Source organism: Acinetobacter sp. SM1B, assembly GCF_003289665.1.
GTDB lineage: Bacteria > Pseudomonadota > Gammaproteobacteria > Pseudomonadales > Moraxellaceae > Acinetobacter > Acinetobacter schindleri.
Window position 1 is genome coordinate 428,357 of sequence record NZ_QMBM01000001.1, and the last position, 14,649, is coordinate 443,005.

General features: G+C 43.8%; 11 protein-coding genes. 5 read left to right on the top strand and 6 right to left on the bottom strand.

Annotation, left to right across the window (positions count from 1 at the left end):
- Nucleotides 1-199 precede the first annotated feature (199 nt).
- The 3 genes from clpP to C8322_RS02140 all read left to right on the top strand — a co-directional run bounded on the left by clpP (nt 200) and on the right by C8322_RS02140 (nt 3,023).
- Nucleotides 200-805, top strand: coding sequence for an ATP-dependent Clp endopeptidase proteolytic subunit ClpP (gene clpP, locus C8322_RS02130; RefSeq protein ID WP_004813202.1), 606 nt, complete (start codon nt 200-202; stop codon nt 803-805).
- Between the two features lie 29 nt (nt 806-834).
- Nucleotides 835-2,145 (top strand): ATP-dependent protease ATP-binding subunit ClpX, encoded by a 1,311-nt coding sequence (gene clpX, locus C8322_RS02135; RefSeq protein WP_004813200.1) that lies wholly within the window; start codon nt 835-837, stop codon nt 2,143-2,145.
- Between the two features lie 164 nt (nt 2,146-2,309).
- A complete protein-coding gene (locus C8322_RS02140) occupies nt 2,310-3,023 on the top strand; it encodes a DUF2846 domain-containing protein (protein WP_004813198.1) in 714 nt (237 codons plus the stop codon).
- Between the two features lie 70 nt (nt 3,024-3,093).
- Here C8322_RS02140 and C8322_RS02145 read toward each other — a convergent pair whose 3' ends face one another.
- On the bottom strand, nt 3,094-4,620 hold the full coding sequence (locus tag C8322_RS02145) for a fumarate hydratase (protein ID WP_004813196.1): 1,527 nt from the start codon (nt 4,618-4,620) through the stop codon (nt 3,094-3,096).
- Nucleotides 4,621-5,266: 646 nt separating this feature from the next.
- On the opposite strand from C8322_RS02145, the gene C8322_RS02150 reads away from it, so the two are divergent.
- Nucleotides 5,267-5,506, top strand: coding sequence for a DUF2171 domain-containing protein (locus C8322_RS02150; RefSeq protein ID WP_004813194.1), 240 nt, complete (start codon nt 5,267-5,269; stop codon nt 5,504-5,506).
- 188 nt (nt 5,507-5,694) lie between these two features.
- Here C8322_RS02150 and pta read toward each other — a convergent pair whose 3' ends face one another.
- From pta to C8322_RS02165, 3 genes are all read right to left on the bottom strand, one after another.
- Nucleotides 5,695-7,836 (bottom strand): phosphate acetyltransferase, encoded by a 2,142-nt coding sequence (pta, locus tag C8322_RS02155; protein ID WP_111810325.1) that lies wholly within the window; start codon nt 7,834-7,836, stop codon nt 5,695-5,697.
- 53 nt (nt 7,837-7,889) lie between these two features.
- Nucleotides 7,890-9,113 carry an acetate/propionate family kinase gene (locus tag C8322_RS02160; RefSeq protein ID WP_071320597.1) on the bottom strand — a complete coding sequence of 408 codons (1,224 nt, stop codon included), beginning with the start codon at nt 9,111-9,113 and terminating at the stop codon, nt 7,890-7,892.
- Nucleotides 9,114-9,576: 463 nt separating this feature from the next.
- Nucleotides 9,577-10,839: a glutamate-5-semialdehyde dehydrogenase gene (locus C8322_RS02165; protein WP_004813189.1), complete on the bottom strand. Its 1,263-nt coding sequence runs from the start codon at nt 10,837-10,839 to the stop codon at nt 9,577-9,579.
- 325 nt (nt 10,840-11,164) lie between these two features.
- On the opposite strand from C8322_RS02165, the gene C8322_RS02170 reads away from it, so the two are divergent.
- On the top strand, nt 11,165-12,502 hold the full coding sequence (locus tag C8322_RS02170) for an alpha/beta fold hydrolase (RefSeq protein WP_008302009.1): 1,338 nt from the start codon (nt 11,165-11,167) through the stop codon (nt 12,500-12,502).
- A 54-nt stretch (nt 12,503-12,556) separates the two neighbouring features.
- On the opposite strand, the gene C8322_RS02175 is transcribed toward C8322_RS02170, so the two are convergent.
- Complete coding sequence (locus C8322_RS02175; RefSeq protein WP_103800316.1) at nt 12,557-13,423, bottom strand: class I SAM-dependent methyltransferase; 867 nt, start codon at nt 13,421-13,423, stop codon at nt 12,557-12,559.
- 115 nt (nt 13,424-13,538) lie between these two features.
- Nucleotides 13,539-14,564: a beta-N-acetylhexosaminidase gene (gene nagZ, locus C8322_RS02180; protein WP_103800317.1), complete on the bottom strand. Its 1,026-nt coding sequence runs from the start codon at nt 14,562-14,564 to the stop codon at nt 13,539-13,541.
- Between the last annotated feature and the right edge of the window lie 85 nt (nt 14,565-14,649).

The following is a 14,649-nucleotide window of genomic DNA, read 5'->3' on the forward strand; positions in this document are numbered from 1 at the left end:
TATAAAGTATTTTAATACTTTTTTGAATCTGTCAATGCGTAAGTCCTATACTTTAGCTTTCTATGACCTAATCCGTTTTTCACAAAACTAATGCAAAAAATATCATGGAATTCATGGCGATTTTTTTGCAATTTAGATCATTATCCCTCATATTGTAATTATGGGTTAAGTCACAAAAAATTTAGGAATAAATAAACGTATGTATGTTCCAGCGATTGAAAACGCTTTAGTTCCAATGGTGGTAGAACAATCATCTCGTGGTGAGCGTTCTTTTGATATTTATTCACGTCTTTTACGTGAGCGGGTAATTTTCTTGACTGGTGAAGTTGAAGACAACATGGCCAACTTGATTGTTGCGCAAATGCTGTTTTTAGAAGCTGAAAATCCTGACAAGGATATTCATCTATATATTAACTCGCCAGGCGGTTCGGTGACTGCAGGTATGGCGATTTACGATACCATGCAATTCATTAAGCCGGATGTTGTGACTTATTGTATGGGTCAGGCTGCCTCAATGGGTGCATTTCTGCTAAATGCGGGCGCAAAAGGCAAACGTTATTGCCTTGAAAATGCCCGTGTCATGATTCACCAGCCATTGGGTGGTTTTAAGGGTCAGGCATCTGATATTGAAATCCATGCCCGTGAAATCCTGTTTATCAGAGAGCGTTTAAACCGTCTGATGGCAGAACACAGTGGCCAGGACTTTGATAAAGTCGCGCGTGATACTGACCGTGATAACTTCATGACTGCTCAGCAAGCGAAAGAATATGGTCTCGTGGACGAAGTTCTAACGAAACGTCCATAAGTTTGAAAGATTGAGATATTGGAGAGACTATGTCCGAACATACTCAAGGACAAAAGCATTGTTCATTCTGCGGTAAAACGCAGTCTGAAGTCGGCAAGCTGATTGCTGGCGAAGACGCCTACATCTGTAATGAATGTGTAGACGTATGCTTGGATCTGGTTCAGACCAGTCAACAGGTAGAAACCAATGACTGGGCGAATCGTCCTTTGCCGAAACCGCATGAGATCCGTGCGGCGCTAGATCAATATGTAATTGGTCAGGACGTAGCGAAAAAGACGTTATCTGTTGCGGTATATAACCATTACAAGCGTTTAAAAGTGCAGACCAATGGTAAAAAAGCTGATGACAGCGTTGAAATTGCCAAAAGTAATATTTTGCTGGTCGGTCCAACAGGTTCGGGTAAAACCTTACTGGCACAAACCCTTGCACGGTTGCTAGATGTACCATTTGCCATGGCAGATGCAACGACCTTAACCGAAGCAGGTTATGTCGGTGAAGACGTTGAAAACATTGTACAGAAGCTGCTGCAAAAAGCTGATTATGATGTCGAGAAAGCGCAAAAGGGTATTATCTATATCGATGAAATCGACAAGATTACCCGTAAGTCTGAAAACCCATCCATTACACGTGATGTATCGGGTGAAGGCGTGCAGCAAGCGTTATTAAAAATGATCGAAGGTACGGTTGCTTCAATTCCTCCACAAGGTGGTCGTAAGCATCCGCAGCAAGAATTTATTCAGATTGATACTTCAAATATCCTGTTTATCTGTGGTGGTGCATTCTCAGGACTTGAGAAAATTGTGCAGCAACGTCAGGAGAAGGGCGGTATCGGCTTTACTGCAGAAGTACGCAATAAAGAGGAAACTAAGAAGCTATCTGACCTGTTCCGCCAAGTTGAAGCAACTGACCTGGTGAAATTCGGTCTGATTCCAGAATTCATTGGCCGTCTGCCAGTGATCGCAACGCTGGATGAGCTGGATGAAGAAGCTTTGATGCAAATCCTGACTGAGCCGAAGAATGCCTTAACTCGTCAGTATAAGCATCTGTTCGATATGGAAAATGTAGACCTGGTCTTTGAAGATTCTGCATTACGCGCTGTGGCGAAAAAAGCCCTAGAACGTAATACAGGTGCGCGTGGTCTGCGTTCTATTCTTGAGAACTCATTGCTTGAAACCATGTATGACCTGCCAAGCCGTACCGATGTTGGTACTGTGGTAGTGAGTGAGGCTGTGATCAATGGCGAGGCTAAACCGGAATTCCGTCCGGAACGTCAGGCCGCTATTGAACAGACTGCTACTCCCAAGGCAGACTTAAAGGTAGTAAATAGCAAGTCTGCTTAACTGCTGTTCGTCTGAAACGTGCGAAAATGAACTGTTTTCGCACGTTTTTTATTTTCAAAAATAAATCACAATGTTAATCTCGTTTCTTAGGCGTGGACGCCTGATCATTCATATAAATTTATAAAAATGTACATAAAATAATAAAGACGCAGTGAGGGATAAGCATGCGTGGAGCCGCAATTGTACTCATCAGCAGTTTAGCCTTGATGGGGTGTCATTCGAAGCACGCTGTTCAGGAACAGCAACTGACATCAACACTGAAAAATATCGATCTAAACAAAAAACCGGGGTTTGTCGAGCAGCATAAGGTAGGCATGTTCACGATTGGTGGATGGGTTAATCAAAAGCTGGGTCAACGTTTTGCACCAGTGAAGCCGCAGCATGAACAGGCGGCAATGGTTTACTTATATCGTCCAGATTCGAAATGGAACCGCCAGGAAATTGTGGCTGCCAGTATCTTTATCAATCAGGAACGTATTCCAAGTCTGTTGCATAATCATTATTACTGGGTTGAGCTGCCACCAGGTACGTATCGTCTAAGTACCAGCCGTCCGCTCGGTGCACTGCATTTCCAGAAACCGAAATATCTGGATTTTAGCGTGGAATCCGGCAGATCTTACTTCATTAAATATGATGAAGAAAATATAACGACTCGCCGTACAGCTACAGGCCCATTAATGCTGATGCCTGAAACTGTCGGTTTAAATGAAATTGCATTTACCCAGCTTAAGTCGGATAGTTTTAACTTTGTTGCCCAAGATCAGGAAACGGGGAAACTTCGCAAGAAAGCCCAGAAAATTAAAGCCATCGAATATGATCCAACTGAAGACGTACAATTGACTACGCCATTTAAGTTATGGGATCCGCGTACTTGGTAATTAAACTTTTATAGGAAAAGAGCGCAATAAAAAAGCACCCATCAAGGATGCTTTTTTATTGCAGATTAAATTAGCCTGCAGCAGCGTCAACTACTGGAATCTTGCCAATTTTAGCTTGCCAGATTTTTGGTGCAGTTGCGTGTACAGAAGTACCGTTTACGTCAACCGCAACAGATACAGGCATGTCTTTCACCACGAACTTGTAGATTGCTTCCATACCCAGGTCAGCAAATGCAACCACTTCAGCTTCACGAATGGCTTTAGATACTAAGTATGCAGCACCACCCACAGCCATGAGGTAAGTCGCTTTGTTGTCTTTGATGGCTTCAACAGCAGCAGGGCCACGATCCGCTTTACCAATCATGCCAAACATGCCAGTTGCTTCAAGTACTTGACGTGTAAATTTATCCATACGTGTAGCCGTGGTTGGACCAGCAGGACCTACAACTTCGTCGCCTACTGGATCTACAGGACCTACGTAGTAGATGAACTTGCCTTTAAGATCGACAGGAAGCTCTTCACCGTTGTTCAACATGTCAACCATACGTTTGTGAGCCGCGTCGCGACCTGTATAGATTGTACCGTTAAGAAGTAGGGTATCGCCTGGTTTCCAAGCATTCATTTCTTCTTGAGTAATCGTGTCTAGGTCAACACGTTTAGATGATGATGAATCCCAAGTTACTTCAGGATAGTCTTCAAGTTTCGGTGCAATAATGTTTGCAACACCTGAACCATCAAGCGTGAAGTGTGCATGACGCGTTGCAGCACAGTTCGGAATCATGCCGACTGGTTTGCCCGCAGCGTGACATGGGTAATCTTTGATTTTAATGTCGAGAACAGTGGTTAAACCGCCAAGACCTTGCGCACCGATACCCAGAGCATTTACTTTTTCAAAGATTTCGATACGAAGTTCTTCAAGTTTATTTTGTGGACCACGACGAAGAAGTTCGTCCATGTTGATCTCTTCCATCAATGCTTCTTTTGCAAGCATCATGGCTTTTTCAGCAGTACCACCGATACCAATACCCAGCATACCTGGTGGACACCAGCCTGCACCCATTGTTGGAACAGTTTTTAGTACCCAATCCACGATTGAGTCAGATGGGTTAAGCATTGCCAGTTTAGATTTGTTTTCTGAGCCGCCACCTTTCGCTGCAACAGTAATGTCAACTTTATTACCTGGAACAAGTTTGTGGTAGATCACAGCAGGGGTGTTGTCTTTCGTATTCTTACGACCGAATGCAGGGTCAGCAAGTACAGACGCACGCAAGACATTAGAATTTTCTAGGTAACCTTGACGTACACCTTCGTTGATCGCATCGTCTAAGCTCATCGTTAAATCGAATTTAACGTCCATGCCCACTTCAACGAATACGTTTACGATACCGGTATCCTGGCAGATTGGGCGGTGGCCTTCTGCACACATACGAGAGTTAATTAAGATTTGCGCGATCGCATCTTTAGCCGCTTTGTTTTCTTCACGGTCATACGCACGACTCATCGCCTGGATGAAATCTTGTGGATGGTAGTAAGAAATGAACTGAAGCGCATCTTTAACCGATGTGATCAAGTCATCTTGCTTGATAATAGTTGTCATACAAAAATCTCTTGAGCGGGCTGATAGCTAGCGGGCTAAATTATATGACAAAACATAAAAGTTGTGGGACGTTTTAAAGGGCTTTTGGGCGAAAGTTTAATACTCGTTTAACTGCCTAGAGATAAAGTCTACGGCGTTATAATTTGAGTAAAAATTGTCATAATAACTGTCATATTTCATGTTATAAAACCCAAAAAATAGTATTTATTTTTTCAAATAATTGAAATTAATAATTATTTTAAAAATAAAATACTTCGTATATTGTCATATAACTGTCATAAAACTTTCGCATAATGCACACATCGAAACGAAGAGATCCTAAGACAATGGTTACAGGTATTTTGATGGCTAGCGGTTTTTGTGTATATATCGCGGCGACTTGGATGTACGGTCAGAAAGAAGATCAAGCCTAAGCTTAATCTTCTTTTTTTATGCTAAAAAAATTATTCCCATATTTCTCTGAACAGACAATCCCCTAAATCTTTCCATCAATTCGTTACGCTACTCACTTGTTGAAACACACTGTATTTTTATCATTACACTATTAACCCAGTAATACTCAAAGCCTGATAACCCTTACACACAGTCGAATTTTTATTGCCTAGACTGATTTCTCTCAACTTCTATTAATAATAGGGCAATTGTAATGACTACAGTAAATCCAAGTGACATCAAGGAACATGCATCAGTAATTGCTTCAGACGGAACACAAGTTGGAAAAGTGGACCATTTAGAAGGTCAAGATTCAATTAAATTAACAAGAAGTGATGACGAAAATAATGAGCATCATCTGATTCCGTTAAGTTGGGTCAGTGAAGTGAAAGGCGATCAGGTCATTTTGAATAAAGCGGCCGATGATGTCCGTAATGAATGGACCACGATGTAAGTCAAACTACTTTTCTTTAACTTATATCTCTTTGTATAAGTTGATAAGAAAAGCAAATGATTTATCAAAGAATGCCAGTCAAATCGACTGGCATTCTCATATATGCAATTTTTAAGAACTAAAAACAAAAAACTATCCAATGTGTCCATTAGATGGTGAAAGCACAGATAGAGAATGGGGTTGGCAGGTTAGTGGGCTGCCTGCTGATCCGCCTGAATCGCAGTGAGTGCAATGGTAAAGACGATATCATCCACCAAAGCACCCCGTGACAAGTCATTTACTGGCTTATTCAGGCCTTGCAGCATTGGACCAACACTCACCACATTTGCTGCGCGTTGCACCGCTTTATAAGTAGTGTTACCTGTATTTAAATCCGGGAAGATGAAGACATTGGCACGACCAGCCACTTGTGAATCAGGTGCTTTTTGGCGCCCCACGCTTTCAACCGATGCAGCGTCATATTGCAATGGACCATCAATCAACAGGTCAGGGCGACGTTCCTTGGCAATACGGGTAGCTTCTGCCACTTTCTCTACATCAGCACCGGCACCAGAAGTTCCAGTAGAGTAAGAAATCATGGCAATACGTGGGTCAATACCAAAAGCTTTTGCCGAGTCAGCAGACTGGATGGCAATTTCTGCCAGTTGCGCAGCATCCGGATCCGGATTAATAGCGCAGTCACCATATACATATACTTCATCTGGTAACAGCATAAAGAACACCGAAGAAACCAGTGAATAATCTGGCGCAGTCTTAATCAGCTGGAAGGCTGGACGCACAGTATTCGCAGTAGTGTGAACTGCACCAGATACCAGGCCATCCACCTGATCAAGTGCCAGCATCATCGTACCTAAAACAACAGTATCCTGCAGTTGTTCTTTGGCTTGCAGTTCATTCAGCTTGCCTTTACGCAGCGTTACCATTTTTTCGACATAGTCGTCTCGAATCAGGTCAGGATCGACAATTTCTAAACCTTCTGGCAATTCAATGCCACGTGCTTTGGCAACTTCCAGTACAGCTTCAGGCTTAGCCAGCAGAATACAATGCGCAATACCACGTGACTGACAGATAGCCGCGGCCTGAATAGTACGTGGCTCATCACCTTCAGGTAGCACAATGCGTTTTTTTGCTGCAATCGATTTCTGTACCAATTCATGACGGAAAGCAGAAGGAGACAGGCGTGGCTTGTAGGTGCCATTTAGCATCTGAATCAGCCAGTCTGGATTGATATGGCTAGATACAAAACGGGTAACCTGATCAGCACGTTCTGTATCATCAACTGGAATTTCATTGCCAAGATTGGCCAGCTTCTGCGCAGTTTCGAATGTGCTTAATGGAGTATGTAAAATTGGCAGGCCATGTTTAATTGCAGACTGGCAGAAGCCTAGCACCTGTTCATTTGGCTGATGTTGTTCAGTCAGGACTAACCCCGCCAATGGAATACCATTACAGCTCGCCAAGCTACTTGCCAGCAGCACATCGACACGGTCAGAGGCAGTAATGATCAGTTCACCCGCGACAAATTTATGCAGTTCATGTTCAATGCTGGATGCAATCAGGCTGCTATGCTGAACACGACGTTGAGCCGCTTCACCTTGATGGATCCATAGCACAGAAATATGTGCAGCCAGGTCGGACATACGTGGCACGCTCAAGGTTTTACTAAACGGAACCAAGCCAATCACTGGAAGTTTGTCAGAGCCGATATATGGATGGGTTTTCTGAATAGCTTGTACAAACTGTTCAGTTTCAGCAGTCAGACGCAATTCTGGATCAATGGTCACTGGAATCTGGGCAGATTCTTCAGGTAAGCCTTTGGTACGCATGAAAAGGATACTAGACAGGCGTGTTGAGCTTGCACCACCAAAATTGCGAATCTGATTTTCAACTTTTTCTGCTGTTTGCACTGGATGACGGATATCGGCATTGCTGACAATAACCACTTTGGCATCGAGTGCCTGAGCCAGAGAAGCATTCAGTTCATCGACAAAGCTGTCACGACCATTTGGCACTACACCTTCTACAATAATCAGGTCGTGATTGCGGGCAATTTCACGATGCAGACGCACGGCATCTTCTAGAAGTTCATCCTGCTCGCCATGACTGAGACGTTGCATCATTGCGTTATAGCTGATGGGTTCCACAGTTTTTGCATTGGAGATATGACGATATAGGGCAGTGGTACGGTCTGCCGTATCCGTAATTTCCTGAGAAAATGGTTTGACAAAACCAGCCTTTACACCTTGGCATTCCAGTGCGTAAATCAGGCCTAAGCATGCAGACGTTAAACCAACGCCTTCCCCAGTCGGAACTAATAGAATGGTCTTCATAGCGTATTTAAATATCTAAAATCAAATAGAAGGTATAGGAATCCTACGCTTGCTTAAGCAAGCGTAGCCTCAGGTTCAGACTTTTTTGCAGTGGTGTTCTCCACTTCCTGCTCAACCACGCTTTGGGTTTCTTTGGCGATACGGCCTTCTTCATCGGTTGGTACGACCCAGATTTGTGGGCCTGTACCATTATCGATGCGACCTTCAGTACCACGCTTTAATACATTATTAGCATCTTTATCGAGATTGAAGCCAAAATGTGGCAGGTAAGCCATAGTTTTTTCACGGATATAAGCTGAGTTTTCACCGATACCACCTGTGAAGAACAGACCATCAAGACGCGGTAGACCACAGCTTAAAGCAGCCAGTGATTTTGCTAGACGGTAGCAGAATACTTCAATTGCAAGCGTTGCATCTTCATTGCCATTTTCAGAAGCTTCGATCAGCGTACGCATGTCATTAGACAGATTGTCTGATAAACCGAGCAAGCCACTTTCTTTGTTTAGCATTCTGTCAATTTTATAGACGTCCCAGCCCAGATTCGCTGCCAGGAAGCTATGCAGACTTGGGTCAACATCACCACTACGGGTACCCATTACCAGACCTTCCAGTGGAGTCAGGCCCATAGAAGTATCTACACTTTGCCCATTCCATACGGCACAGGTCGAACTTCCATTACCCAGATGTGCTGTTAACCAGCCACCTTGTTTAAAGCTGCCAGCCAGTTCAGAACCGCGCTCAGATACATAAGCATGGCTGGTACCATGGAAACCGTAGCGACGAACGCCAAAGTCAGCGTAAAGGAATTTAGGCACAGCATAACGGTAAGCATGTGCTGGCATGGTTTGATGGAATGCGGTATCGAATACTGCAACCTGTGGCAGATCCGGGAACAGGCGTTGCGTTGCTTCAATTCCAATCAGGTGTGCTGGATTATGTAGCGGTGCAAGCGGGGTAGCTTCACGAATTTTTTCAATAATTTCATCATTGATCAGTTCGGCTTTAGTCAAGCTGCCGCCGTGTACCACACGGTGACCAATCGCATCTGGTTTATAATTGGCTAGACGCTCCAGACCAACTTCCAGTGCTTTTTTATGATCTGCAAATGGGATATGGATGTCTACCGGTTCATTACCGACAGTCACACCTTTAATACGGGCATTTTCTGTGCCTAAGTTCTCAGCTAAGCCGTGAATACGGAAATTCTGTTCTTCAAGTAATAAGGCAAACTTGATTGAAGAAGAGCCACAATTAATAACTAATACTGATTTAGACACGATTGTTTACCCGATTCTAATTAAAATTCTCATCCATTTGATTGATCTATTTTGTGCGCCTAGGCGATGCAATTTAGATCAGTGATGCAGTTGTAACATGCGATATTTTTCTGTCCTAGATAGACTTTAGGTGATTAGACTTAAGCACTATCGATCATTTTGCCAGTTATAATTAAAATTTATCAGTTCATCGTTTTCATTTATCAATGAAATAGTAGTAAAAGCACACCTCATTCAAAATAGCGTTGAGCCAATAAACCTTATAAAGCACGCTAAACAGATTCACTTTTTATAGTTTATACATTGAATTGCTGGAAATTTAAACAAGCTACAAATTTCCAAAGATAATCTTCATAAAAGGTGACCTGAAGGTTCACTGAGCTGTTTTTTTATTTTCTTCATTCACTTCTATAAAAAATCAGCCCTGCGCGAACAGAGCTGAAAATGATTTTTTACTGCATTGTTATTGACGAATCTGGCCGTCACCAAATACGATCCATTTCTGTGAAGTCAGACCTTCAAGGCCAACCGGACCACGGGCATGAATCTTGTCGGTTGAAATACCAATTTCCGCACCGAGACCATATTCAAAGCCATCAGCAAAGCGGGTAGAGGCGTTAATCATTACCGAGCTTGAATCCACACCAGCTAAAAATTCGCGCGCAATACTGTAGTTTTCAGTGATGATTGAATCGGTATGATGTGAACCATATTTATTGATATGTTCAATCGCTTCTTCAACGCCAGAAACCACCTTAACTGCCAGGATCGGACCAAGATATTCGGTATACCAGTCTTCTTCTGAAGCAGGTACTGCATTTTCCAGAATACGGCGAGTTGCAGGACAACCACGCAGTTCTACCTGCTTTTCTTCATAAAGTTCGGCAATACGTGGCAGGAACTCTTCTGCAACTTTTTCATCGACCAGCAAAGTTTCCATGGCATTACATACACCATAGCGATGAGTTTTAGCATTCAGGGCAATAGGTAAGGCTTTGAGCAAGTCTGCCTGTGCTTCTACATAAACATGACAATTACCGTCAAGATGCTTAATTACTGGTACACGCGCATCATTGGTAATGCGTTCAATCAGGCCCTTACCACCACGAGGCACAATCACATCGACATATTCAGACATGGTAATCAGCTGACCCACTGCTGCACGGTCTGTGGTATTGATCACTTGCACAGCTGCTTCTGGTAAGCCTGAAACCTGCAAGCCGTGCTGAATCGCTTTGGCAATGGCCTGGTTAGATTCAAGTGCTTCCGAACCACCACGTAAAATAATGGCATTACCAGATTTCAGTGCTAAAGATGCTGCTTCCAAGGTCACGTTTGGGCGTGATTCATAGATCATGCCGACTACGCCCAGAGGTACGCGCATTTTACCCAGCTGAATACCAGATGGACGATAGGCCATATCGGTAATTTCACCAATCGGATCGACCAGGCTAATCACATCATTTAAGCCCTGTAGCATGCCTTTGAAGCGTGCGGGAGTCAGTTCTAAGCGATCGAGGAGAGCACTGTCCAGATTATTGCTATGCGCTTTGGCCATATCAATCTGATTGGCAGCCAAAATCGCAGCTTCACTGTTTTTTAAAGCAGTATAAATTGCTGACAATGCATCATTTTTTGTTTGGGTGGACGCACGCGCCAAGACGCGTGAAGCCTGACGAGCCTGCTGTCCTACCGTTTGCATATATTGTTCAATAGACTCTTGCATAGCGGTTCGATCACTTAGAAATATCCTTCTGATATTAACAGCCTGAGCCGATACAATGAAGTCTGCTGGCTAAATTTCATGTGCTTTTACAATCGTTAAACATTTTGAAATCGTTTTATCTTTAAAAGCAGACAAGCGGTTGCAAGATTAGTTGCTTGTAAAAAGAACCTCTGTATAGAATGAATGACAGCGACATTGATGTCGAATTCAATAATAAATAAAGAGTAGGACGCGTATTCAGGTCTTTCACATTTGATCTTGAAGCATGAAATCTCTCAATAATTGCTTGCACAATAAAAATAAGGCAAGGATGGAGGAAAGGAAGATGAATTCCATTATCCAGATGGACCACCACCGCATTGAGCAACACAGCCACTATGCGTTTTTTGATCTATACGATAAAAACAGTTTTAAACAGCCACCACGTACGACCTGGATGGATGGCTGGAAAATTGAATATATGGCAATTGCCCGCCCTGAAACCCTGCATATGACACCGATGGTTATTATTGGTGGGGCATTTCAGAACTTTAATTCCTATAAATACTGTGTAGAGCAGCTGTTCGCTGCAGGTCCAATCATCCTGATTGACTTGCCTTCAATGGGCGCTAACCAGCAGATCACCAATGTGGATACTGGCGTCTCTGCAGGCTCTTTGGAACTGGAAGATCTCGCAGGCATGCTAGGGCGCTGGCTAGAGCAAATGTGCTTGCCTAAGGTTGCAGTATTGGGCATGTCATTAGGATCTGTCGTGGCTTCCTGTTTGGCAGATCAGCGTCCTGAGCTGGTGGATCGCATGATCCTGATGGGGGTGATGCAAAAGACCCGCAAGAGCTGGCGGATGTTGCTGGAAGAATCCCTGCACCTGATGAAAGAAGGGCGTATGGACGAGTTTGGTCAAGCTGTCATTTTGTATCTGGTCAATCATGCCCGTTTAAAAGAAACCCGTATGTCACCGACGGCCAAGCGTCTGTTTTTTAGACAGATGGCAGAGTTTACCGCAACTGAGCAGAATCGTTATGATGTTAACTGCAACCGTCTATTACGCCTGAAACATGTACCCATTCCACAATGTAAAGTACTCGTTGCTTGCGGCCAATATGACAGTTTTACCCTGCCGCATGAAAATGCTGGCTTTGCCCTACAGTGTCCAGACATGCAGTATGTACAGATTGCCAGTGCCGACCATGTACCGCAGCTGCAGCGCCGTAAAGAAACCATGCATCTGTTCGCCACTTTCCTGCGTGATGAACCCGTAGATCAGCTGGAAGGGATTATTCCCTTTACTCGGGAACAGATGCTGAAACTTGAACGTCGTGGTGAAGACCGTATTCCGGTACAAGAGCCAGAACGTTTCCTGAGCCATCGACACTCGGATCTGCGTTTGCCTACCACTATTGTGGATTTAAGTTTCTTTGGTGTCTTATTTGAAATGGAAGAAGCGCAGGTGCAGCAGGCCATCCAGTATCCAAGGGATTTGGCTTTGCATCTGGAAGATGAAGAAGGTGAGTTCAAAATTGAATGCCTGATTTTCCAGCATGATGAAACGCAGATTCGTGCCTTGTTTAAGCACGGTAGTTTTGAAGTGGCGGAACGTTTGCTAGGTTTTGTGCAGACTCAAAAAGCTTTACTTGAAGCACAAGTGCTGGATGCAGTCGTTTAGAATGCTCCCGGCCTGAATTTGAAAGTTAAATAGATACTTTGAAAAAAAACAGCGTTATTCAACGCTGTTTTTTTTGGTCGCATGAATCATCCAGACTAGATCACCTAAATGCTCATCTTGCTCAGATGCTGGATTGGACTGCTGAGGTTGGGCAAAATAGCGCTGCGGCTGTTTTACTTCTACCGCTATAAAACCGGTCTGCTGACAAAACTGCTGTAATTCTTGGGGGGACTTAAAGTGGAAAGTAAAAGCACTATGTGACATAAACTTCAGTAAACGGCTGCATATCCAGATAAAGCTGGCTAATCGGTTCTTCACCGGTTCAGGGTAAATATCGCTGAGGTAATGAATTTCCGGAAAGCGTTGTCCATACTCGGTAATACCTTTTAATAAGGTGTGCAGCATGTCCTTGTCAAAGTAGTTGATCAGTCCTTCGCTAATGACCACTAGTGGTCGTTCAGAATCAAAAACCTGAAAAATATTGACAAGCTCTTCACTAAAAATATCAGCGGTCAAGACTTCTGGTGCATCCTGATCCAGAATTTTCAGCGCCTGAGTTTTGATCTTGGCCATATCTGGCAGATCAAGTTCACGGTAATTGATTTCAGGAAATTTTTGTCTGAAATTCCAGCTACGCGGAGATAGTCCGCAAGCAATTTCCAGTACTTGTAGCTGTGGGTGCTGAGTAATGAGCTGACAGAGATGTTCATCAATCATCTGGTGGCGCTGTTTTAAGGTAGTACGCATACTGCCGCCCACGTGCTTTTCAGCCCAGGTTTCCAAGGGATGAACCAATGCAGCGAGAAATTTACCTCGCCCAGTCGCAAACACTGGATGAGAAATTCCCATTTGGTACCAGATATAGCCGGTATAGTGCGCAGTAAAAGAGATATGTCGATGTTGCGAGAGTGGTTGTGTCATGTCTTCCTGACCTTATTGTTATTGTATAAGTTTTTGTATTTTTACATCATAAACAAAAAGGAACACTTGTGGTGTTCCTTTTATCGTATTCCTGAATCGTACTAGCTAAATATGCTTATGAAGCCACCTGATTTCTAAATCCTGTAATTTCATCACGAACCTGACGCCATTCTTCACCAAGATCTAAAACGTCATGAATCTGAATCTGAGGAATACGACCGCGCATGCGTTGCAGACGTTCCTGATTCGGCAATGGTAAATCTACAATTCCCTCAAGGGCCAGGCATTGTGCTGCCCGGTCATTACAGACCAGACCCATATCACAACCTGCCTTTAGTGCTGCCTGAATACGGGCATCAGCGCCACCTGCGACACAGGCGGCTTGCATACTCAAATCATCCGAGAACAATACACCGTCAAAACCAAGTTCCTGACGCAAAACCTTTTGAATCCAGAATTCTGAAAAACCGGCTGGATTAGGATCGACCTGACTATAGATCACATGCGCTGGCATCAAGGCATCCAGTTGTGACTGTAGCTGAATAAAGGTCTGCATGTCTTTTTGCTGGATTTCTTCATAGCTGCGTGGATCTACGGCCGCTGCCACATGAGAATCGGCTTTTACAGAACCATGACCCGGGAAGTGTTTGCCGGTCGATGCCATGCCAGCACGTTTCATACCTTTCAGGAAAGCGCTTGCCAGTGGAGTGATGTCCTGAATATTTGTGGCAAAACTACGGTCACCAATAACATCGCTGATGTCATTCAGATCCAGCACAGGAGCAAAACTAAAATCAATGCCGACTGCCAGCACTTCAATCGCCATTAACCAGCCACATTTCTCTGACAATTCTAACGCACGTTCAGGTTTGCTTTGGTAAAGTTCTCCAAAATGACCCATGGCCGGGAGTAAAGTAAAACCCTGTTTCAAGCGCTGAACGCGACCACCTTCCTGATCGACTGCAATCAGAATATCCGGACGAATTTGACGCATATGATCCGTTAGGGCGCGAACCTGTGCAGGTGATTCAATATTACGGCCAAACAGAATGACCCCGCCAACCTGCGGAGCCTGTAGCAGTTCAATATCTTCCTGGGTAAGGTGAGTGCCAGCGATGTCGAGCATCAATGCGCCAATCATATGCGGTGTCCATATTAGAATTTTTCAGCGAAAACAATACCTGATTTCTGCAATCTTTTGCTACACTTTGACTGCACAGAATATG

What these genes read in the sequence shown, in the direction of transcription:
- C8322_RS02170 (WP_008302009.1), top strand. Translation starts at nt 11,165, where the DNA reads ATGAATTCCATTATCCAGATGGACCACCACCGCATTGAGCAACACAGC.
- nagZ (WP_103800317.1), bottom strand. Translation starts at nt 14,564, where the DNA reads ATGATTGGCGCATTGATGCTCGACATCGCTGGCACTCACCTTACCCAG.
- C8322_RS02140 (WP_004813198.1), top strand. Translation starts at nt 2,310, where the DNA reads ATGCGTGGAGCCGCAATTGTACTCATCAGCAGTTTAGCCTTGATGGGG.
- pta (WP_111810325.1), bottom strand. Translation starts at nt 7,836, where the DNA reads ATGAAGACCATTCTATTAGTTCCGACTGGGGAAGGCGTTGGTTTAACG.
- C8322_RS02145 (WP_004813196.1), bottom strand. Translation starts at nt 4,620, where the DNA reads ATGACAACTATTATCAAGCAAGATGACTTGATCACATCGGTTAAAGAT.
- C8322_RS02165 (WP_004813189.1), bottom strand. Translation starts at nt 10,839, where the DNA reads ATGCAAGAGTCTATTGAACAATATATGCAAACGGTAGGACAGCAGGCT.
- clpX (WP_004813200.1), top strand. Translation starts at nt 835, where the DNA reads ATGTCCGAACATACTCAAGGACAAAAGCATTGTTCATTCTGCGGTAAA.
- clpP (WP_004813202.1), top strand. Translation starts at nt 200, where the DNA reads ATGTATGTTCCAGCGATTGAAAACGCTTTAGTTCCAATGGTGGTAGAA.
- C8322_RS02175 (WP_103800316.1), bottom strand. Translation starts at nt 13,423, where the DNA reads ATGACACAACCACTCTCGCAACATCGACATATCTCTTTTACTGCGCAC.
- C8322_RS02150 (WP_004813194.1), top strand. Translation starts at nt 5,267, where the DNA reads ATGACTACAGTAAATCCAAGTGACATCAAGGAACATGCATCAGTAATT.